The 20,802-nt window shown below is 69.4% G+C and carries 24 protein-coding genes; 15 read left to right on the top strand and 9 right to left on the bottom strand.

What is annotated here, in order from left to right; genetic code table 11:
* The first annotated feature begins 3 nt into the window (after positions 1-3).
* Together DM450_RS18220 and DM450_RS18215 are read left to right on the top strand one after the other, a co-directional pair.
* Complete coding sequence (locus DM450_RS18220) at positions 4-1,800, top strand: IlvD/Edd family dehydratase (RefSeq protein WP_142637198.1); 1,797 nt, start codon at positions 4-6, stop codon at positions 1,798-1,800.
* Between the two features lie 203 nt (positions 1,801-2,003).
* Complete coding sequence (locus DM450_RS18215; protein WP_142637197.1) at positions 2,004-2,870, top strand: SMP-30/gluconolactonase/LRE family protein; 867 nt, start codon at positions 2,004-2,006, stop codon at positions 2,868-2,870.
* 69 nt (positions 2,871-2,939) lie between these two features.
* On the opposite strand, the gene DM450_RS18210 is transcribed toward DM450_RS18215, so the two are convergent.
* The 8 genes from DM450_RS18210 to DM450_RS18175 form a co-directional block, all read right to left on the bottom strand.
* Positions 2,940-3,692 carry a sigma-70 family RNA polymerase sigma factor gene (locus tag DM450_RS18210; protein ID WP_142637195.1) on the bottom strand — a complete coding sequence of 251 codons (753 nt, stop codon included), beginning with the start codon at positions 3,690-3,692 and terminating at the stop codon, positions 2,940-2,942.
* The gene (locus DM450_RS18205; protein ID WP_260610425.1) at positions 3,689-5,761 is read right to left on the bottom strand and encodes a flagellar biosynthesis protein FlhA; all 2,073 of its coding nucleotides are present in this window, start codon (positions 5,759-5,761) and stop codon (positions 3,689-3,691) included. The genes DM450_RS18210 and DM450_RS18205 overlap by 4 nt, the downstream gene beginning before the upstream one ends.
* Before the next feature lie 101 nt (positions 5,762-5,862).
* The gene (locus tag DM450_RS18200; protein WP_142637193.1) at positions 5,863-6,792 is read right to left on the bottom strand and encodes a lytic transglycosylase domain-containing protein; all 930 of its coding nucleotides are present in this window, start codon (positions 6,790-6,792) and stop codon (positions 5,863-5,865) included.
* A gap of 184 nt (positions 6,793-6,976) precedes the next feature.
* Complete coding sequence (locus tag DM450_RS18195) at positions 6,977-7,348, bottom strand: flagellar protein FlgN (protein ID WP_142637191.1); 372 nt, start codon at positions 7,346-7,348, stop codon at positions 6,977-6,979.
* On the bottom strand, positions 7,345-7,668 hold the full coding sequence (locus tag DM450_RS18190) for a flagellar biosynthesis anti-sigma factor FlgM (RefSeq protein WP_142637189.1): 324 nt from the start codon (positions 7,666-7,668) through the stop codon (positions 7,345-7,347). The genes DM450_RS18195 and DM450_RS18190 overlap by 4 nt, the downstream gene beginning before the upstream one ends.
* A gap of 115 nt (positions 7,669-7,783) precedes the next feature.
* Positions 7,784-8,296, bottom strand: a complete 513-nt coding sequence (locus tag DM450_RS18185) for a flagella basal body P-ring formation protein FlgA (RefSeq protein ID WP_142637187.1) — start codon at positions 8,294-8,296, stop codon at positions 7,784-7,786.
* Positions 8,293-8,805, bottom strand: a complete 513-nt coding sequence (locus DM450_RS18180) for a hypothetical protein (RefSeq protein WP_142637185.1) — start codon at positions 8,803-8,805, stop codon at positions 8,293-8,295. Before DM450_RS18180 ends, DM450_RS18185 begins: the two co-directional genes overlap by 4 nt.
* Positions 8,802-9,563, bottom strand: coding sequence for a MotA/TolQ/ExbB proton channel family protein (locus DM450_RS18175; RefSeq protein ID WP_260609998.1), 762 nt, complete (start codon positions 9,561-9,563; stop codon positions 8,802-8,804). Before DM450_RS18175 ends, DM450_RS18180 begins: the two co-directional genes overlap by 4 nt.
* Positions 9,564-9,759: 196 nt before the next feature.
* Between DM450_RS18175 and flgB the strand changes: the two genes are divergently transcribed.
* The 13 genes from flgB to DM450_RS18110 all read left to right on the top strand — a co-directional run bounded on the left by flgB (position 9,760) and on the right by DM450_RS18110 (position 19,659).
* On the top strand, positions 9,760-10,107 hold the full coding sequence (gene flgB, locus DM450_RS18170) for a flagellar basal body rod protein FlgB (RefSeq protein WP_142637183.1): 348 nt from the start codon (positions 9,760-9,762) through the stop codon (positions 10,105-10,107).
* A 2-nt stretch (positions 10,108-10,109) separates the two neighbouring features.
* Positions 10,110-10,553, top strand: coding sequence for a flagellar basal body rod protein FlgC (gene flgC / locus DM450_RS18165; protein WP_142637181.1), 444 nt, complete (start codon positions 10,110-10,112; stop codon positions 10,551-10,553).
* Positions 10,550-10,945: a flagellar hook capping FlgD N-terminal domain-containing protein gene (locus DM450_RS18160; protein WP_142637179.1), complete on the top strand. Its 396-nt coding sequence runs from the start codon at positions 10,550-10,552 to the stop codon at positions 10,943-10,945. The genes flgC and DM450_RS18160 overlap by 4 nt, the downstream gene beginning before the upstream one ends.
* Before the next feature lie 24 nt (positions 10,946-10,969).
* The gene (locus DM450_RS18155) at positions 10,970-11,782 is read left to right on the top strand and encodes a flagellar hook-basal body protein (protein ID WP_142637177.1); all 813 of its coding nucleotides are present in this window, start codon (positions 10,970-10,972) and stop codon (positions 11,780-11,782) included.
* A gap of 17 nt (positions 11,783-11,799) precedes the next feature.
* Positions 11,800-12,552, top strand: a complete 753-nt coding sequence (locus tag DM450_RS18150) for a flagellar basal body rod protein FlgF (protein WP_142637175.1) — start codon at positions 11,800-11,802, stop codon at positions 12,550-12,552.
* Between the two features lie 12 nt (positions 12,553-12,564).
* The gene (gene flgG, locus DM450_RS18145) at positions 12,565-13,353 is read left to right on the top strand and encodes a flagellar basal-body rod protein FlgG (RefSeq protein WP_142637174.1); all 789 of its coding nucleotides are present in this window, start codon (positions 12,565-12,567) and stop codon (positions 13,351-13,353) included.
* A 2-nt stretch (positions 13,354-13,355) separates the two neighbouring features.
* Positions 13,356-14,051, top strand: a complete 696-nt coding sequence (locus DM450_RS18140) for a flagellar basal body L-ring protein FlgH (protein ID WP_142637172.1) — start codon at positions 13,356-13,358, stop codon at positions 14,049-14,051.
* Positions 14,052-14,131: 80 nt separating this feature from the next.
* Positions 14,132-15,208: a flagellar basal body P-ring protein FlgI gene (locus tag DM450_RS18135; protein WP_142638093.1), complete on the top strand. Its 1,077-nt coding sequence runs from the start codon at positions 14,132-14,134 to the stop codon at positions 15,206-15,208.
* Entirely contained in the window at positions 15,205-15,597 is a 393-nt protein-coding gene (locus tag DM450_RS18130) for a rod-binding protein (protein WP_142637170.1), read from the top strand. Before DM450_RS18135 ends, DM450_RS18130 begins: the two co-directional genes overlap by 4 nt.
* Positions 15,598-15,600: 3 nt before the next feature.
* On the top strand, positions 15,601-16,938 hold the full coding sequence (gene flgK, locus DM450_RS18125; RefSeq protein WP_142637168.1) for a flagellar hook-associated protein FlgK: 1,338 nt from the start codon (positions 15,601-15,603) through the stop codon (positions 16,936-16,938).
* A 33-nt stretch (positions 16,939-16,971) separates the two neighbouring features.
* The gene (locus DM450_RS18120; protein WP_142637166.1) at positions 16,972-17,895 is read left to right on the top strand and encodes a flagellar biosynthesis protein FlgL; all 924 of its coding nucleotides are present in this window, start codon (positions 16,972-16,974) and stop codon (positions 17,893-17,895) included.
* A gap of 57 nt (positions 17,896-17,952) precedes the next feature.
* Positions 17,953-18,816, top strand: coding sequence for a flagellar motor stator protein MotA (gene motA, locus DM450_RS18115; RefSeq protein ID WP_142637164.1), 864 nt, complete (start codon positions 17,953-17,955; stop codon positions 18,814-18,816).
* 9 nt (positions 18,817-18,825) lie between these two features.
* Positions 18,826-19,659, top strand: a complete 834-nt coding sequence (locus DM450_RS18110; RefSeq protein ID WP_142637162.1) for a flagellar motor protein MotB — start codon at positions 18,826-18,828, stop codon at positions 19,657-19,659.
* Positions 19,660-19,739: 80 nt separating this feature from the next.
* Here the strand turns inward: DM450_RS18110 and DM450_RS18105 are convergent, their stop codons facing one another.
* The gene (locus DM450_RS18105; RefSeq protein ID WP_142637160.1) at positions 19,740-20,801 is read right to left on the bottom strand and encodes a class I SAM-dependent methyltransferase; all 1,062 of its coding nucleotides are present in this window, start codon (positions 20,799-20,801) and stop codon (positions 19,740-19,742) included.
* Position 20,802: the final 1 nt, after the last annotated feature.

Here is a 20,802-nt window from a genome sequence, read left to right as displayed (position 1 = left end):
CCCATGACCGAAAAGACTGCACCCAAGCTGCGTTCGCGCGCCTGGTTCGACAATCCCGACAACATCGACATGACCTCGCTCTACCTGGAGCGGTACCTGAACTTCGGCCTCAGCCTGGAAGAGCTGCGCTCGGGCAAGCCGATCATCGGTATCGCCCAGACCGGCAGCGACCTGTCGCCGTGCAACCGCCACCACCTGGTGCTGGCCGAGCGCATCCGCGAAGGCATCCGCGAGGCCGGCGGCATCGCCATCGAATTCCCGGTCCACCCGATCCAGGAAACCGGCAAGCGCCCGACCGCGGGTCTTGACCGCAACCTCGCCTACCTCGGCCTCGTCGAGGCGATCTACGGCTACCCGCTCGACGGCGTGGTGCTGACCACCGGCTGCGACAAGACCACCCCGGCGCTGCTGATGGCGGCGGCCACCGTGAACATCCCGGCGATCGCCCTGTCGGTCGGCCCGATGCTCAACGGCTGGCACAAGGGCGAGCGCACCGGCTCGGGCACGATCGTGTGGAAGGGCCGCCAGATGCTGGCGGCGGGCGAGATCGACGACGAGGGCTTCATCAAGCTCGTCGCCTCCTCGGCCCCCTCGACCGGCTACTGCAACACCATGGGCACGGCGACGACGATGAACTCGCTCGCCGAAGCGCTCGGCATGATGCTGCCCGGTTCGGCCGCGATCCCCGCGCCCTACCGCGACCGCCAGGAATGCGCCTATTACACCGGCAAGCGCATCGTCGACATGGTGCACGAGGATCTCAAGCCCTCGGACATCCTGACGCTGGAAGCGTTCCACAACGCCATCGCCGTCAACGCCGCCATCGGCGGTTCGACCAACGCCCCGATCCACCTTGCCGCCATCGCCCGCCACATCGGCGTGGACCTGCCGCTCAAGGACTGGGAAACCGTCGGCCACAAGATCCCGCTGCTGGTGAACCTGCAGCCCGCCGGTGAATACCTCGGCGAAGACTACTACCGTGCCGGCGGCGTGCCCGCCGTGGTCGCCCAGCTCATCAAGCAGGGCCTGATCCACGAGGGCGCGATGACCGTCAATGGCAAGACCATGGGCGACAACTGCCGCGACGCCACGATCGAGGACGAGCGGGTCATCAAGACCTTCGACACGCCGCTGGTCGAGGAAGCGGGCTTCCTGGTGCTGTCGGGCAACCTGTTCGACGCCGCGATCATGAAGACCAGCGTGATCTCCAAGGAGTTCCGCGACCGCTACCTGTCGAACCCGGCGGACCCGGACGCCTTCGAAGGCCCGGCCGTGGTGTTCGACGGTCCCGAGGACTATCACCACCGCATCGACGATCCGGCCACCGGCATCACCCCCGACACCCTGCTGTTCATGCGCGGCGCCGGCCCGATCGGCTATCCGGGCGCGGCGGAAGTCGTCAACATGCGCCCGCCGGCTTACCTCATCACCGAAGGCGTCACCGCGCTGCCGTGCATCGGCGACGGCCGCCAGTCCGGCACCTCGGGCAGCCCCTCGATCCTCAACGCTTCGCCCGAAGCGGCGGCGATGGGCGGTCTGGCCCTGCTCGAAACCGGCGACCGCGTGCGCATGGACCTCAAGAAGGGCCGCGTGGACGTGCTCATTTCCGACGAGGAACTGACCGCCCGCCGCGAAGCTCTCGAAGCCAAGGGCGGTTATGCCTACCCGGCCTCGCAGACCCCCTGGCAGGAAATCCAGCGCTCGGTCGTGGGCCAGATGGACACCGGCGCGATCCTCGAAGGCGCCGAGAAGTACCAGCGCATCGCCCAGACCAAGGGCCTGCCCAGAGACAACCACTAAGCGCGACAACCACTAAGCCGTGCTTTCGGGCTGAAACGTTTGTTTCAGCCCGGACACTGCACCGAATTGCCCGGGTTTCCGGGCGGGTCCCGGCCCACTCTCCCACTGGTCCTGCCACCGAGTCTGCAAAAGGCAGGGGGCTGGTGGAAGAGTGGGCCGGAACCGTATCCAGATCCGCAAACCGACGATGAGGGAGACTTGGGATGACACTCTGGCGCAAGATCGATCGTGACGTGCGCGACACGCTGGGCGAAGGCGCGCTGTGGTGCGCGCGGGACAACGCCTTCTACTGGGTGGACATCCTTGCCCCCGCGCTCAACCGCCTGAGCCTGTCCGATGGCACCGTCACCCGCTGGGACATGCCCGCCCGCCTCGGCTGGGTTGCCGAGCATGCGCAAGGCGGCCTCGTCGGCGGTTTCCAGGACGGCGTTTCCCGCATCACGCTTGACCCGCTGACGATTTCCGAGCGCAACGATCCCGAACCCCACCTGCCCGGCAACCGCATGAACGATGGCAAGGCCGACCGCCACGGCGCGATCTGGTGCGGCACCCTGGAAATGGCCGAGGAGAACGCCATCGGCACGCTCTATCGGCTGTCACCGTCCGGCGAATGGCAGGTCGTCGATTCGGGCTATGTCGTGCCCAACGGCCCGGCCTTCTCGCCCTGCGGCCAGTGGCTCTACCATACCGATTCGGCGCTGCGGACGATCTACCGCTTCAAGCTGGGCGCCGACGGCGCGCCGGACAGCGCGCATGACCGCGAGGTCTTCATCCGCTTCACCGAGGAAGACGGCTACCCGGACGGCATGACCACCGATGCCGAAGGTTTCCTCTGGGTCGCCCACTGGGACGGCGGCCGGATCACCCGCTTCGCCCCCGACGGCACCCGCGTCCGGTCGATCGAGCTGCCCGCCCGGCGGATCACCAACATCGCCTTCGCGGGTAAAAACCTCGAACGCATGTTCGTGACCTCGGCCGCCAAGGACCTGCCGGAATCGGAGTTCGACGGCGCCTTGTTCGAAGTGGATGCGGGCGTGACCGGCAACCCCGCCGGCATCTACCACGGCTGACGTTCAGGGCAGGGGCGGGCAAGATCGCCCGCCCCTGCCCCCTTCCCCCTGCCCCCTACCGGCGCCCCGTCACAGGATATCCGCCACCCCTTCCAGGCTCTCGCGCAACTTGCCGAGTGCCTGCGCCTTCAACTGGTGCACGCGCGGGATCGAGACCTGCAGGACCCCGGCGATCTCGGCGAGGTTGAGTTCCTCGACAAAATAAAGCTGCACGATCAGCCGCAGCCGTTCCGGCAGATCGGAAATCGCCGCCACCACCGCCCGCCGCTGCTCCTCACTGGCAAGCAGTTCGAGACTGTCCGGACCGGCATCGGCAAAGGCCATGCTCTGGTCCGAATAGGTCTCCTCGATCGAATCGAAGCGCAGCGGATGGCTGGAATCGCGCAAGGCGGCGAGGTCCGCCTCGTCGATGCCCATGGCCGCGGCCAGTTCGTGCGGCAGCGCCTCCCGGCCAAGGTCGCCGCGCAGTTCCTGCTCCTTGAGCGCCAGTTGCCGCCGCCGCTCGCTGGCCCCGCGCGACATCGGCACGGTGCGGCGAATGAGGTCCACCATCGCCCCGCGCACCCGCATCTTGGCATAAGCGGCAAAGCCGTCCTCGCCCGGCCCCTGGTGTTTCTGCGCGCACTCGGTCAGCGCCACCAGCCCGGCCTGGATGAGATCCTCCACCTCGATTCCGGGCCGCCCGGAACCATGGACATGCCAGGCCAGGCGCCGCACCATCGGCAGGAAACGCCGCACCCGGTCGGCGATGTCGCCCTGATAGGCGCCCGCCACGCGGCTGGCGTAGGCTCCGGCTACGAAGGCCCTCTGGTCCTGTTTCATGCGGCCATGCTTTCAGCTGGATCGTTGTCGGAATCGGGCTGGGGAAGACCGGGCACCGGCTGCTCGGCCAGCGGCGCGCCGACCACGTCGACCACCTCGATCGGCTGGGTCGGCGGCAGTTCGGAGATCGAGAGCACCAGGCAATGGGGCGCCCGCAGCCGCAGCAGTGCCGCCAGTGCCCGCCGCGCCCGCGGCTGGACCACCAGCGTCAGCGGCACCGCGCCGGGCCCGCGCTCGGCCCCCAGCGCGGCAATCCGCTCGCCGATCATGCGCGCCAGATCGGGCTCGATCACCGGCTGGCCGCTGGCCGGATCGACCATGCCCTGCACGATGGCCGTCTCCAGGGCGACATCGAGCGTGACGACCGGCAGCCGCTCGTGCGGCGGGCAAATGCGCCCGACGATCAGCGCCCCGAGATCGGCCCGCAGCAGGTCCACCAGCCGTTCGTGGTCGAGCGTCTGCTGCACCGCGCGGCCGATACTGGCAAAGATCGGCAGCGGATGGGCAATCGGGATGCCGTCCTCCAGCAGGGCCCGCAACAGGCGGGTGAGCGCCGCCAGCGACAGCGGCTGGGGATGCACCGTCTCGACCAGCCCGGCCGAATGGATCTTCAGCGCATCGACCAGCGCCTTGACCTGGTCCGGCCCGAGCAGGTCCTGCGCGCGTTCGGTCAGGAGCTGGTTGAGGTGGGTGGCGATCACCGTACCGGCATCGACGGTAAGGAACCCCTCGGCGATGGCGTGATCGCGCGCGGCGGGATCGATCCACAGCGCCGGGCAGCCGAAGCTGGGATCGTGGGTCGCCTCGCCGCGCAGGGTGTGGCCGGGGCGCGCCTCGCCCGCGTCGATGGCGAGGATGCGATCGGCCCGCACACTTGCCCCGCCGAGGTTCACGCCCCCCAGGAGCACCCGGTACTCGTGCGGCGGCATGTCCAGCGCGTCGCGCACGCGAAACTGCGGGACGATGAAACCGAACGTCTGGCTGAGCTGCTTGCGCACCCCGGTCACCCGGCTGACCAGCGGCGAGCCGCGCCGTTCGTCGACCAGCTGGACCAGCCCATAACCCAGCTCGATGGTCACCAGCGTGTGGTCGGAGACGTCCTCGAGGTCGATCCGCGCGGGGTCCACCTCGGGCGGCGCCTCCACCACCGGCATGGCGGCAAGCGCCTGGCGCTTGCGCATGGTGCGCCAGATCCACAGCGCCAGTCCGGCGGCGGGCAGGAACACCGACTGCGGCATCGCCGGGATCAGGCCGATGGCAGCCAGCACCACCCCCACCGGCAGCCAGGTGGACGGCGCCGCGAACTGGCCGCCGATCTGCGCGGCAAGGTCGCGTCCCTCGCCCTGGCGGTCGTCGGCGACGCGGGTGACGATCACCGCGGCGGCAATCGAGAGCAGCAGTGCGGGCACTTGCGCCACCAGCGCATCGCCGATCGCCAGCGTGATGTAGGTCTGCGCCGCGGCGCCCGCCGACAGCCCGTGGCTGATCATGCCAAGGCAGAAACCGGCGACGATGTTGACCCCCAGGATCAGCAGCGCGGCGATCGCATCGCCCTTCACGAACTTGGAAGAGCCGTCCATCGACCCGTAGAAGTCCGCCTCGGTCGCCACCTCGCGGCGGCGCGCCTTGGCCTCGTCGGCGGTCAGGAGACCGGCGGCGAGGTCGGCGTCGATCGCCATCTGCTTGCCCGGCAAGGCATCCAGCGTGAAGCGCGCGGAGACTTCCGAAACGCGCCCGGCGCCCTTGGTCACGACCACCAGGTTGATGATGATGAGGATCAGGAAGACAAAGATGCCGACCGCGAAATTGCCGCCGATCAGGAACCGGCCGAAGCTCTCGATCACCTTGCCGGCGGCTTCCTCGCCCTCGTGGCCATGCACCAGCACGACGCGGGTGGAGGCGACGTTGAGCGCCAGGCGCAGCAGCGTGGCGAACAGCAGGACCGAGGGGAACGAGGAGAAGTCGAGCGGCTTGCGGGCATTCATCGCCGCCATCAGCACCGCCAGCGACAGCGCGATGTTGAGCACGAACGAGACGTCGAGGACAAACGCCGGGACCGGCACGATCATCAGCACGATCAGCGTGAGGATCCCGGCGGGCAGCGCCGCCGCCGCCGGATTGCCGAGGCGGGCGAAAAGGGGGGGCAGGAGAGGAGCCAGGAGCGGGGCAGTCACAGGCCCAGCCCCGCAAGCCGGGCATAGGCGGCGCGGACATTGGCCGGTGCCGCAACTCCGGCGGCGCTGAACATGCTCTGCAGCGTATCCGCCATCGACGCGCCGCTCCCGCCCGCCGCCGGCACCGGCTGCGCGGCGCGGGCACGAAAGGCGCGGGCGACCGGCCCGCCCGCCGTGGCGACTCCCGCCGTGACGGCGCCGCCCAAGGTAACGCCCCCCACGGCAAGGCCCGACGATTCGGCGGCGACCGCCTCGTAGCCGATGCGCGGCGACGCCGACGCGGCCAGGGCATCGGGCGAGGGAACGCCCTCTCCCAGCCCCAGCCCCTCCCCCTGCCGCATCGCGCCGTTCACCTTGCCGCGCATCAGCGCCATGACCCCTTCGAGGCTGCGCGCCCCGCCATCGGCGTAGAAGATCGCCGGATTGGCGGCGGCGGCGCGCGGCAGCACCGAGGCGGCGCTGCGGGCGGGGTCGCGCGACAGCGCCGAGAGGAACTGGCCGGCACCGCCGATGCCGAGGAAATGGGCGAGGTAGAGTTCGGTCGAATCCGGCTCGCGGCCGAGCTGGGCGGTCAGCCCGGCCTTGTTGTCGCTGGCGAGTTCGGCGGCCATCAGCGCCGAGGCATCGGCATCGTAGCGCAGCCCCAGGACTTGCGCGCGCATCGCCGGATCGCCGCCGGCAATGGCCTGCTGCACCCAGGCCATGCCGTGGTCGCCGCCGTGCCGCCCGAGGGTCTGGAGCCAGGTGCCGTCGGTGAACTGGAACAGGCCGGTCGCACTCGACGTGGCGGCACGGGCGGAAGGGTCGAGGCTGGATTCGAGCCTGGCCTGCGCCAGGAGGTAGCGGAAATCGACGCCGGTGGCCTGCGCCGCCCGGGCGATCGCCGCCTGGACCGCGCTTCCCTTCGCCGGATTCCCGGCTGTCACGGTGGTGCCGACACCCCCTGTGCCATTCGCGCCGGTAACTTGTCCTGAGCTCAACGCCTCGCTCCCGATCCGGATCGTTCCGGGAGCGTTTCAGCAAGAGCCGTGCCAGACGGGGCAGCGGAGGCGGTCTCATCCCGCGGGAGGCTGGCCCGTCCGGCCGAGGCTGGCGCGCGCCGCCCCGCGTTCAACCGCGCCCGGTAACGATGGCCGCACCGGCCAGCGTATAGCTCGCCCCGGCACGGTAGAGCCGGGATGTGCCGGTCAGCACGTCCAGGCGCTTGGCGACATTGGCCGCGATGATGTTGCGCACCTGCCGGTTGACCTCGTTGAGCCGCCGCGCGGTTTCGAGCATGCCCCGGCATTCCTCGTCGAGCTCGATGATCCCGGCGCTGTCCAGGGTGCCGCAGAGCCGGTCCTTCGCCTGGGTCACGCCCACGATGGCATCGAGGTCGAGACCGGCAAGCGCCTGCCGCTCGCATTCCAGAACGGCAAGCATTTGCCGCAGGGCTTCGTGCAGTTCCGGCGGCGGGGCCAGGCTGATGTCGGACTGGGTCATCCCTCGTGGCTCCACAGCAGCACCTGGGCTGCGATCATGGCATCGGCGATCTGGGTCGGGATGACCGGGTAGGTCCCCGCCTGGACGGCCTTGCGGATCAGTTCGACCCGGTCGGTGTCGACCGGGATCTGGCCCGGATCGAGCGCCGCGCTGGCTTCGACCGCGGTGCTGGCCGCGGGCGCGGTCGCCCGCGCGGCGCTGGCTTCCGAACTGACGGTGACGCCGTTTGCGCCGGACGATGATTCACCGGCCGCCGTGCGGGCAAGCCGTGCACTGGCGGCGCCGACCGCGCCCGCAGGTCCCACTTCGATAGGTGGCATGGTGCCGCTCCTTCACAAATTCCACAGCGAAGAACGGTGCGGCGCACAAAGTTTTAAGTCCCCCGCCCGCAGCGGCTCCGGGTATCTGCGCAGAGCCGGCGCAACGGACATGATTTCAGGGAATTGGCAGCGAGACCGTGCCGGGCGAGGTGACTTGCGCCCGCAGTTCCTGGCCGCGCCCCGCCGCACTCGCCGCCGCCAGCGGCCGCACGCGGATCCAGTCGCCCGGCCCGCCCGCTTCCAGCGCCATGCCGGGCTGGGTCACGGTAAACCCCTCCCCGGCCACCGCGATGGCCACCGCATCGCCGCGCCGGATCACCGGCGCGATCGGGACATCGGCAGCCGCCGCCGCCGGACGGCGCACCGGCACGAACAGCCGCCAGCCTCCGACATCGCCGCATTGCACCACCACGCTGTCCTGCCCGCCATCGCGCGCGCTTCCCCGCCAGGACAGCGCCATGCCGCTATGGCAGGGTGCCAGCCGCAAGCGGCGGTCGACCGGCCCGAGAGCACCGCCGATCTCGCCGATCGGCATGCCGGTAAAGGCCGCGACCTGACGGTCGATCGCATCGAGATCGGCAAAACCGCCCGAGGCGGCAGCGGCAAGGGCAAGCATGGCAAGGGTCATCGTGGCGGGCGTCCGTGGCTGGTCTGTTCGCCGGCGCGACGCAAACTTCGTGCCACCCCTGCTGGCGCCTCCCGTGGAGGCGCGTCGAAGGCGAGCGCCGCGCGCAAGGGCGCCACTCCGGGCCCCGGGCCCGGTTCGATGACGATGCGCGCCGAAGCCAGGGAATCGCCCTGCTCCCGCACCAGCGCCGCAGCCGTTTCCAGTGCCTTCGCCTCGGCACCGGGACCATAGGCCAGGGTCACGGTCAATTGCTGGCGGGGATCGCGCGGCTGGCTCTCGAGCCAGCGCGCCAGCGGCGGCGCCCCCGGAGCGGCGATATAGAGCGCCAGGGGCTCGCCCTGCGCGGAAGGGGCTTGGGGGTGGGCGCTATCGGGGGGGGCGGTTTGCGTTGTCGCGTCCGTGCGCGGCGGCGCCGGCCGATGCGCCAGGGCCGCCGCCATCAGCATGAACAGGATCAGCGAGAGATCGGCCAGCGACGTCTGCCAGCTCGTCGCGGTGCGCGCGCTCACCAAGGCCATTCTCCGTCCGGCCGGCTTTCCTCGCCGTCCTCCAGTTCCACCTCGGCCGCCGGTTCGGGCGCACCGCCGGGTACGGCCTCCATCGCCGCCGAGACCTGCGAAGCCCGCGCGGACCGCGCGCTGCTGGGCAGCGCGTCGATCACCTGTGCCTCCAGCCAGTCGAGCACGCGCTGACGCTCGTGCTCTTCCTCCACCGCCCGGCGCGCGACCATCCGGGCCAGCGGGGCAAACACGATATTGCCCAGCAGCAAGCCATAAAGCGTGGTCAGCACCGCCAGCGAGATCGCCCCGGTGAAGTCCCCCTCCGCCGCGGCGCCGGTCGGCAACTGGCTGAGCGAGACCAGCGTCCCCGCCAGCCCGAACACCGGCGAAAGGTCCGCCGCCTGGTTGAGCGAACGCACCGCCCGCTGGGTCGCCTCGACGCGGCGCTGCTTGTGGAGCGCATGGGCGACATGCAGCGCCTCGATCGAGCGTTTGCCGATCAGCAGGCTGGTCGCCTCGTCGAATTCGGCATCGCCGGTCCGGTAGGGCTCGGTGCGGATCACCCCGTCGCGCTGCATCTCCTGGATGTGGACGGCGAGGCCGGTCCGCGCCCGCGCCGCCGAGAAACGGCGCCGGAACAGCCCGCGCAGCGCCCTGCAGGCGGCCAGGCTATCGGCAATCCCGCAGCGCAGCAGGGTCGCCAGCACGGTGCCGCCGACAACGATCACCGCGCTGGTGGTGTCGAGCAGGTTATGCGGATCGATCACGCGCCCATTCTCCCTTCGAGGCAAAGAACGGCACGCCCCGGCAGGTTTCAGGCGGAGGCGGCGATTTGCCGGAACCGGCAAGCGCTTGCCGCCCCGCCGCCGCGCCTTCCGCCCGCTGCCGCCCGGAATCCGGCGATCCGGCAACTGGCACGCCCCTTGCTGTGAACGGGGCCCACGCCTTGAGGAGCCAGTCACGATGCCGCAGGACCTGTTCGGGATTCATGCCGAGGCGCTGGAGCTGCGCTCCCGGCGCATGGGCCTGATCGCCTCGAACATCGCCAATGCCGCCACCCCCGGCTACAAGGCGAGGGACATCGACTTCACCGCCGCGCTGAAGTCCGCCGAGGCCGGCGGCCCCCTCGCCGCCGCCGCCGACCGCGCCACGCAGTTCCGCGTCCCGGTCATGCCCTCGCTCGACGGCAACACGGTGGAGCTCCAGAACGAGCAGATCGCCTTTTCCGAAAACGCGGTGGGCTATTCGGCCACGCTGCAATTCATCCGCGCCCGCGTCGACACCGTGACGCGCGCCTTGAGGGGCGACTGACGATGGCGGGCGAACGGGCAGGCGGCGGGCAGGCAAGCGGAGGGCAGCCGCCGATGACGATGTTCGCGCTCGCGCAGCGGGCGATGTCGGCCCAGCTCGTGCGCATGAACGCGGCCGCCTCGAACCTGGCCAACGCGGGTTCGGTCGCGGGCAGCGAACAGGGGGCCTACAAGCCGATCCGCGCGGTCTTTGCCGAGGACCTCGACGCCGCCAGCGGCCTCGCCTCGGTCGATGTCCAGGCGGTCCAGCGCGAGCAGGCCGCCGCGGTGCGCCAGCACAGCCCCGGCCACCCGCTGGCCGATGCCAACGGCGACGTCTGGGTCGCCCCCGTCGACGAGAATGCCGAGATGGTCGAGATGCTCGAAGCCTCTCGCCAGTACCAGAACCTGGTCGAGGCCCTCTCGACCGCCAAGCAGCTCATGCTCGACACCGTGAGGATGAAATGACCGTCACCACCATCACCAACACCAGCAGCACGACCGCCTCGACCTCGGCCGCCAAGACCTCGGCCGCCAAGACTTCTCTGGCCGACCTCGACCAGGGCGATTTCCTGAAGCTGATGATGACCCAGATGCAGCAGCAGGACCCGTTCAACCCGATGGACCAGACCGAGATGCTGGCGCAGATGGCGCAGTTCTCCTCGCTCGCCTCCACCACGACGATGGCGGACACGCTGAGCACGATCTCGTCCAAGCTCGACACCCTGGTCTCCGCCCAGACCGCAGCACAGGCCGCCACCCAGGCCTCGCTCGCCGAACTGGTGAGCGCGGCGACGGCGAGCGCAGACACCGGTTCCGGAGACACGGGTTCCGCAGACACCTCTTCGGCCGCCGCCTGACCCCCCTCTTCGCAGGAGACCACGATGTCCTTCTACACCTCGCTCACCGGGCTCAAGAACGCCCAGACCGACCTCTCGGTCATCGCCCACAACATCGCCAACTCGGAAACCGACGGCTTCAAGAAAAGCGATGCCTCGTTCGCCGACATCGTCTCGGCCTCGATCCTCACCGACCCGGCGCTGACTGTGGGCATCGGCGCCCGCGTCTCCTCGATCAAGCAGGAGTTCTCGCTCGGCCCGATCGAACAGACCGGCTCGGCGCTTGACGTCGCCATCAACGGCGAGGGTTTCTTCACGGTGGTCTCGCCCACCTCCGGCCAGACCGAATATACCCGCGCCGGCTCGTTCTCGGTCGACGGCAACGGCTACGTCAAGAACGCGCAGGGGTCGCGGCTCCAGGTCTTCCCGGTCGATTCCACCGGGGCGATCTCCTCGACCACGCTGCAAAGCGCGCAGATCCCCTCGACCAACACCGCCGGCTCCGAATTCGCGGGCGTCACCATCAGTTCCACCGGGCAGGTCGTCGCCACTTATGCCGACGGCTCCAACACCACCGTCGGCGTGCTGGCGCTGGCCTCGTTCATCGCCCCGACCGGGCTCAAGCAGCTGGGAAATGCCAGCTGGAAGGCCACCGGCATTTCCGGCGCGGCCACTTACGGCCAGCCGGGTTCGGGGCTCTACGGTTCGCTGCTGGCCGGATCGCTCGAACGTTCCAACGTCGATCTGGCCGAGGAACTGGTCTCGCTGATCACCGCCCAGCGCGATTTCCAGGCCAATGCCAAGGCCGTCGATACCGCCACGCAGATCTCCCAGACGATCATCAACTTGCGCACCTGACGCGGGGCCGCTGAACCATGGACCGCCTGATCTATACCGCCGTCTCCGGGCTCAACGCCTCGCTCAACCGCGAGCGGGTGACCGCCAGCAACATGGCCAATGCCCAGACCATCGGCTTCAAGTCGGAGATCCTGCAGGCCACGCCGATGACGCTGGAGGGCCCGCAACTGGAAGTGCGCGCGCTGTCCGGCACCGCGGTCACCGGGGCCTCGATGAAGCCGGGCGAGATCAACCGCACCGGCCATCCGCTCGACGTCGCGCTGCAGGGCGAGGCGCTGCTGGCGGTGCAGGCGGGCGACGGACAGGAGGTCTACACCCGGCGCGGCGACCTCTCGATCACCGCGACCGGGGTGCTGCAGAACGGCGACGGCCTGCCGGTGATCGGCGATGCCGGGCCGATCTCCATCCCGCCCGGCGGCACGGTGACGATTGCCGAGGACGGCGGCATCCTCGTTGCCGATCCGGCGACGCCCGACCAGCCGCCGCAGCGGGTGGACCGGCTGAAGCTGGTGAGCCCCGCCGGCAGCCAGATCGCCAAGGACCTCGAAGGCAATTTCCGCGTGATCGGCGGCGCCCCGGGGGGAGCCCTGCCGATGGATGAAAATGCCCAGGTAATTCCCGGGGCTCTCGAACAGTCCAACGTCAACCCTTCGGAGGTACTCGTCGAAATGATCTCGGCGCAGCGCCTCTTCGAAATGCGCACCAAGCTGGTCGAGACCGCCCGTCAGGTCGACGAGGGCGGTGTCCGGCTCATGCGCATCGACAGCTGAGGATAGCAAGCCATGCCCAGTTCCGCACTTCAGGTCGCCCGTACCGGTCTCGAGGCCCAGGACACGCGCATGCGCGTGATCGCCAACAACCTCGCCAATGTCTCGACCACCTCGTTCAAGCGCGATCGCGCCAACTTCGCGACGCTCGCCTACCAGGACGCGCGTGTCGCCGGCGCCCAGTCGTCGACCGAGACGGTCTATGCCACCGGGCTCAACCTCGGCACCGGGGTCGCCGTGCAGTCGACCTCGCGGATCGACACGCAAGGCTCGCTGCAGACCACCAACAACACCTTCGACCTTGCGCTCGACGGCGACGGCTACTTCCAGATCAGCCTGCCCGGCGGCCAGCTCGCCTATACCCGCGCGGGCAATTTCACCCGCTCCTCCGAAGGCCAGCTGGTGACGACACAGGGATACGTGGTCCAGCCGCCGATCACCGTTCCCGAAGGCGCGACCTCGGTCACCGTCTCGCAGGACGGCACCGTCTCGGCGCAGCTCGCGGGACAGGCCGACCCCAGCCAGCTCGGCCAGATCACCATCGCCAGCTTCACCAACCCGGCAGCGCTCCAGGCCGCCTCGGACAACTTCCTGCTCGAGACCGCCGCCAGCGGCCCGGTCCAGCTGGGCATCGCCGGGCAGGACGGACGCGGCCAGATCCGGCAGGGCATGCTGGAGGCCTCGAACGTCAACGTCGTCGAGGAACTGGTCGACATGATCGAGACGCAGCGCGCCTACGAGATCAACTCAAAGATGATCTCGGCGGTCGACGAGATGCTGCGCAACGCCAACCAGACGCTGTGACGATGGCCGCGCGCGCCCTCCTGCTGGCCGCATCGGCGCTGGCCCTGCTGGCCGCTCCGCCTGCCCTTGCCCGCAAGAAGCCCAGGCCGAGCGGGTTCGAAGCGACCCTTCCGCCCGCCGCCCTGCCGCCCGCCACTCTGCCCTCCGCAATGCCGGGCGAGGCGAGCGGCGGCATCTTCAACGTCTCCGCCGGCTATGCCCCGCTCTACAGCGGCACCCGCGCCGCGCGCATCGGCGATCCGGTGACGATCCTGCTGGTGGAGACGACCACCGCCGCCAAGACCGTCAGCTCCAAGAGCCAGAAAGGCGGCAGCGCCGCGATCACCCCGCCGACCGCGGGGCCGCTGTCCTTCCTCAATCCCAACGCGCTTAACGCCGGCTCCACCTCGTCGTTCAATGGTCAGGGCAATGCCGCGCAGACCAGTACGCTGGTCGCCACGCTGTCCGTCACCATCGCCGAAGTGCGTGCCAACGGCACCGCCCTCGTCAAAGGAGAGAAGAAGATGCTGGTCAGCCAAGGCGACGAATGGGTCCGCTTCTCGGGCATCGTGCGCCTCGCCGACATCGACGCGGACAACCAGGTCGCCTCGACCCGGGTGGCCGACGCGCAGATCGAATATACCGGCAAGGGCGCGATCATGCGCGCCGGGCGGCAGGGCTGGCTCGGCCAGTTCTTCAACATGATCTCGCCGTTCTGATGCTCCACGATCCCGATCTCCCCCCGATCCCGCCCAGCCGGCTGGTCACCGTGTCGGTGCCGGTGCTGCTGCTGCTCGGCATGATCGCGCTGATCGCCTTCCTCGCCCCCGTCCACGCCCATGCCGAGCGGGTGCGCGACCTCGGCCAGTTCCAGGGCGTGCGCCAGAACCAGCTGACCGGCTACGGCATCGTGGTCGGCCTGCCCGGCTCGGGAGACGACAACCTCGAATACCTGACGCAGGCGATGAAGGGGGTGTCGGGCCGCATGGGCCTAACCCTGCCCGCCGGCGTCTCGCCCGGCCTCAAGAACGCCGCCGCCGTCATGGTCACCGCCGACCTGCCCGCCTTCGCCAAGCCGGGCCAGCGCATCGACGTGACCGTCTCGACCATCGGCAAGGCCAAGTCACTGCGCGGCGGCGCGCTGATCATGACCCCTCTCTACGGGGCCGACGGCCAGATCTACGCGATGGCGCAAGGCAACCTGGCGGTGGGCGGGCTCGGCATCTCGGGCAAGGACGGCTCCAACGTCACCGTCAACATCCCGACCGTGGGCCGCATCGCCGAGGGTGCCAGCGTGGAGCGGGCGGTCGCCACCGGGTTCGACAGCAATGCGGTGCTGCGCTGGAACCTGTTCGATGCCGACTTCCTCACCGCCGCGCGGGTGCGCGATGCGATCAACCGCCGCCTGCCGGGCACGGCCTCGGTCGAGGACGGGGTGACGCTGGCGCTGCGCCTGCCCCCCGAACCCGACACCCGCGCCAGCGTCATGGCCGCGATCGAGATGATCGACGTCGACCCCGCCGAGACCCCGGCGCGGGTTGTCGTCAACAGCCGCACCGGCACGGTCGTCATCAATTCCGCCGTGCGGCTCTCGCCTGCCGCGATCAGCCACGGCAAGCTCACCGTCAGGGTCGAGGAACGCCCCACCGTCGTCCAGCCCGCGCCCTTCAGCCAGGGCAGGACGGCGGTGGAGCAGAACTCCACACTCTCGGTCGACGAGGAAAAGCGCGCGGTCATGCTGTTCAAGGGCGGCGCCTCGCTGGCCAAGGTGGTCGATGCGCTGAACCTGCTCGGCGTCACCCCGTCCGACCTCGTGGCGATCCTCGAAGCGCTCAAGCAGGCGGGCGCGCTCAAGGCGGAGATGGTGGTGATATGAGCATGATCGCGCCCCCGCTTTCCGGTCTCACGCCGCCTCCTGCCGCCAGCGACCGCGACAGGCTGTCCGCCACGGCAAAGCAGTTCGAGGCGATGTTCGTGCGCCAGATGCTGGCCGCCGCGCGCAAGGCCGATTTCGGCGGCGATGCGCTGTTCGGCAGCCAGGCGCTCGACACCTTCCGCCAGATGCAGGACGAGCATTTCGCCGACGTCACCGCGCAGAGCGGCACGCTGGGCCTTGCCGCCATTCTCGAGGCGCAGATGGCGCGGTTCCTGCCCGCCACGCAGAACGGCGCCGCACCTGCGCCCACCCCCACACCCACAGCCGCGCCCACACCCGCGTCCACACCCGCGTCCACACCCGCGCCAGCCGGAGAGGGAGCCGCATAAGCCATGGCCGCCGACCTCATCGCCATCGCCAATTCGGGCGCCCGCGCCGCCCGGGCGGCGCTCGACATCACCGCGCAGAACATCTCGAACGCCTCGTCCGACGGCTATGTCCGGCGCAGCGTCTCGCTCGCCGAACTGGCGGTCAATTCGGTCAGCGCCGCGCCCACCGCGATCAACCTGGCGGGGGTGCGGGTTGCCGGCATCGTGCGCAACGCCGACATGTTCCGCCAGTCGGAAGTGCGCCGCACCGGTGCCGACGCCTCCCGCGCCGATGCCGAAGTGCAGGGGCTGGAGAACGTCGAGGCCGCGGTCGAGCAGACCGGGGTCTATACCTCGATCGTCGATTTCGAGGCGGCGCTGAAGCAATTGCTGTCCGATCCGGTCGACGGTTCGCTGCGCGCCTCCGCGCTGGAACAGGGGCGCACCTTGGCCCAGACCATCAACACGGCCGCCTCCAGCCTCGATGCCGCCGGCGAAGGGCTGCGGTTCGAGGCGCAGGACGGGGTCGACCAGGTCAACACGCTGGCCGCCGAACTCGCTCGCGTGAACTTGCGCCTCTCGCGCGCGTCGGATTCGTCGAGCGACCAGTCGAGCCTGCTCGACCAGCGCGATTCGCTGCTCGAGAAGATCAGCACTTACGTCGATACCTCGACGACCTTTGCCGGCGACGGCACCGTCGCGCTGCGCCTGGGCGGCAGCAGCGGTCCCGACCTCGTCAGCGGCGGCACCGCCGCGAGCCTGGCCATGGCGACGGCCAGCGACGGCACCCTGACCTTCACGCTCGGCGGGACAGCGGCGGCTATCGCCTCGGGCTCGATCGCCGGCAAGAACCAGGCACTCGCCGAACTCGCCAACGTGCGCGGCCAGCTCGACACCATCGCCGCCGGCATCATCACCGCCGTCAACGGCGCGCAAGCCTCGGGCGTGGACCTCAACGGCAATTCCGGCCAGCCGATGTTTTCCGGCAGCGATGCCGCCAGCATGGCCATCGCCCTCGCCAGCGGCAGCCAGATCGCCACCGCCCCGGCCGGCGCCGGCGCCAACAGCCGCGATGCATCCAACCTCGAGGCCATGCGCAGCGCCCTCGACAGCGCCGACCCGGCGGGCGGCATGAACTCGCTGCTGTTCGGCATTTCCAGCGCGGTGGCCGGGCGCAGCGTCACCCGCGATGCGCTCCAGTCGATCGCCGGCAGCGCCAAGGTCGCGCTGGAGGCGCAGTCCGGCGTCGATCTCGACCAGGAAGCGGTCAACCTCACCCGCTTCCAGCAGGCCTACCAGGCCAATGGCCGGGTCATGCAGGTGGCCTCCGACATCTTCGATTCCATCCTCTCGATCCGCTAGTCCGACCGGAGCCCGTGCCATGTTGTTCACGTCATGACGATCGTCTCGACCAGCACCGCCGCCTTTTTCGAAAGGTCGCGCCGCGACATCAAGGACTTGCGCACCCAGGCCGAGAACTACCAGTCGCAGCTGTCGAGCGGGCAGAAGATCGATCGCTCCTCGGACAACCCGGTCGCCGCCTCGCGGCTGCGCACGCTGTCGCGGCTGGAGGCGCTATCGGACATCGACCAGAGCAATGCCGAGCGCGCCAATGCCGACCTCTCGCTGGCCGATTCGGCGATGTCGGACATGGCGGATGCGCTGATCCGCGCACAGGAACTGGCAACGCAGGCGTCGAACTCCACCTTGTCCGACGACCAGCGCAGCTCGATCGGCGCCGAACTCGACCAGATCTTCACCAACCTGCTCGCGCTCGCCAATGCCCGCGATTCCAACGGCCATGCGCTGTTCGGCGGGGCCAGTTCGGGCGATGCCTATTCGCTCGATGCCGCGGGCAACGCGGTCTATGTCGGCACCGCCAGTTCGGGCACCCTGCCGCTGGGCGAAGGGCAGAGCGTCACCCGCTCGATGACCGGGCCGGAATTCCTCTCCTTCACCGGCTCGGGCGGCAGCGCGACCGACCTGCTCGCGGTGGTCAGGAACCTTGCCGAGGCACTGCAGGGCGCCGCGAGCGATCCGACCGGCGCTGCCGCCGCCGCGCTCACCGACCTCAAGACCGGGCTCGATTCGCTGACCACCGGGCAGACCGTGATCGGCACCCGGCTCGCCTGGATCGAGGTGACCGGCGATCGCCGCACCGACCTCTCGGCGCTGCGCTCGACCGAGGAATCCGACATCGGCGCGGCGGATCTCGCCACCACCATCGCCCAGTTGCAGGAGACCATGACCGTGCTGGAGGCCTCGCAAGCCACGTTCGGCAAGCTCGCTTCGCTCAACCTCTTCAGCCAGCTCGGCTGATTTCACGACCCGGCCAGCGGGGATGGCCGGGTTTCCTTTCGGGGGGACACGTTAACCATGTTCGCAATCATCGGCGTCGTCATCCTGCTGGTGATGGTATTCGGCGGCTTTGCCATGACCGGCGGCGCGCTCGGCCCGGTCATGCACGCGATCCCGCACGAGATGCTGATCATCGGCGGCGCCGCCATCGGCGCGATCGTCACCGGCAACTCGATGCACGAGATCAAGGCGCTGGGCGGGGGCCTGGGCAAAGTGTTCAAGGGCCCGCGCCACAACAAGCAGGACCATGTCGACGCCATCATCCTCACCGTCAGGCTGATGAAGCTGCTCCGCTCGGAAGGCCCGGTCGCGCTCGAAAGCCATGTCAACGAGCCGCAAAGCTCCACGCTCTTCGCCGAGTTTCCCCGGCTGCTGGCGAACGAGGCGCTGGTCCACCTGATCTGCGACACACTGACCCTGATCGTCGTCTCCTCGGGCACGCTGGAAGTCCACGCGGTCGAGGATGTCATGGACAATGCGATGAAGACCCATTTCCACGAGCATCACGAGCCGCAGCACGCCTTGCAGAACCTGGCGGATTCGCTGCCCGCTCTGGGTATCGTCGCCGCCGTGCTGGGCGTGGTGAAGACGATGGGCTCGATCGACAAGCCGCCCTCGGTGCTGGGCGGGATGATCGGCTCGGCGCTGGTCGGCACCTTCATGGGCGTGCTGCTCGCCTATGGCATCGTCGCGCCGATGGCGGGTCGCCTCAAGCAGATCAACGAGCAGGACGAGCAGATCTTCCAGGCGGTGAAGCAGGTCATCATCGCCAGCCTCCACGGCTGGCCGCAGCCGCTGGTGGTGGAATCGGCGCGCTCGGGGCTGGGCCATGCGTTCCGCCCGGGCCTGTCCGAACTGCTCGACGCCATGCGCGGGCGCTGAGAACACCGGATGGCCAGCAAGAAACCCAAGGAAGCCCCCAAGCCGATCATCGTCAAGAAAGTGACGGTGGTGGCCGGCGGCCATCACGGCGGCGCCTGGAAAGTCGCCTATGCCGACTTCGTGACCGCGATGATGGCGTTTTTCCTGCTGCTGTGGATCGTCGGCGCCACCACCGAAAAGCAGCGCAAGGGCATTGCCGACTATTTCTCGCCGACGCTGGTGAAGACCAAGCAGGGCAGCGCGGGTTCGGGCAACGGCCTGCTCGGCGGCTCGTCGCTGACCGAGAAGGACAACCTGCCCCATGCCGGGGGCACCGGCACCAAGACCATCACCGTCCCGCGCGACACCACCGGCGGCAACCGCGAGGGCGGCACCAAGATCAAGCGGGTCTCGCGCGCCAAGGAGGCGCTGTCGCGCAAGCTCCAGTCGACCGAGGCCCTGCGCCGTCTCGCCAAGAACCTGCGCATGGTCGACACCACCGAGGGCGTGCGGATCGACATGGTCGACGATGCCGACTTCTCGATGTTCCAGCTCGGCACGACGATCCTGACCCCGCAGGCGCTCCAGTTGCTGACCGCGATCAGCGAGGCGGTGGGGCCGGACGGCGGCGCCCTGACGATCCGCGGCCACACCGACGCGGTCCCCTATCGCGACGGGGTTCCCGGCAACAACTGGTCCCTCTCGGCCGGGCGCGCCGAAGCCACCCGCCAGCAGCTCATCCGGGACGGCGTGCCGGCGGACCGTTTCAAGCGCATCGAAGGCGTCGCCGACCAGGAACTGCTGATCCCGCAGGACCCCCACGACCCGCGCAACCGCCGCATCTCGATCACGCTTGCCAACTAGGCGGCTAGGCGGCGGCCCCAAGGCACCGGGCTGGCCACCAGATGGAGGCGCCAGATGGACCAGAAAGACGGGCCAGCGACCTAGGCCGCTTCCAGCACCATGTTGAACGGTCCTTCCGTCGCCCGGCGCACGCTGCCGAAGCCCGCCTCGCGCATGATCGCGGCGATGCGCGCCTCGCCCGCCTGCGCGCCCAGCCCCTCGCCCACTTCCTGATCGAGCGAGGTCGGCACGCAGATCATCGTCGAGGCATTGTAATAGAGCCGACCGACCGGGTTGAGGTTCTGCTCCGGGCTGTCCCCGGCGATCGGCTCCACCACCATCCAGTGCCCGCCCGGCGCCAGCATGCCGCGCACGTGCTGCGCGCAGCCGCGCGGATCGCCCATGTCGTGCAGGCAATCGTACATGGTCACGAGATCGAACCCGCTCTCGGCGATCTCCTTGGCACTCGCGACTTCGAAGCGGACGCGGTCCTCCATTCCGTGCGCGCGGGCATGGCGCCGCGCCTCGGCGATCGAGGGTTCGTGAAAATCGAAGCCGACGAACCGGCTCTGCGGCCAGGCCTCGGCCATCAGCAGGGTGGAGAAACCGACCCCGCAGCCGACGTCCGCCACGTTGGCCCCGGCCTGCAGCCGCGCCTCCACCCCGTCGAGCGCCGGGATCCAGTTCTGGACGATGTTGTTGACGTAACCGGGGCGGAAGAAGGCCCCGGTCGCGCAGAACAGGCACCCGGCATGGTCGCCCCAGCGCACCCCGCGGCCGTCGCGGAAGCACTGTTCGACGCGCGGCTCGGCCTCGATCATCGCCGCCACCAGTTCATAGGCTCCGGCAAGGTAGACCGGGCTGTCCTTCACGACAAAAACCATCGCCTGTTCGCGCGAGAGACTGAAGCGCTCGCTCGCGGGATCGTAGTCGACATAGCCGCCCGCCGCCTGGGCCAGCGCCCATTCGCGCACGTAACGCGGATGCAGCCCGCCCGCGCGTTCGGCCAGTTCCCCCGCCGTGGCGGGCGATCCGGCCAGGGCCTCGAACAGGCCGAGCCTGATGCCGATTCGCACGGTCGGCACGCTCATCGCGCCGCCAAGGTCGCCCAGCATCTTGCCGATGAAGGCGTGCAGCTTCGCTTCGTCGATCCGGTCGGACATG

The sequence above is a fragment of the Sphingomonas sp. IC081 genome, assembly GCF_006874585.1.
Taxonomy (GTDB): Bacteria; Pseudomonadota; Alphaproteobacteria; order Sphingomonadales; family Sphingomonadaceae; genus Novosphingobium.
The sequence above is the reverse complement of the archived record's forward strand: the minus strand, read 5'-3'. Positions and strand labels throughout refer to the sequence as shown.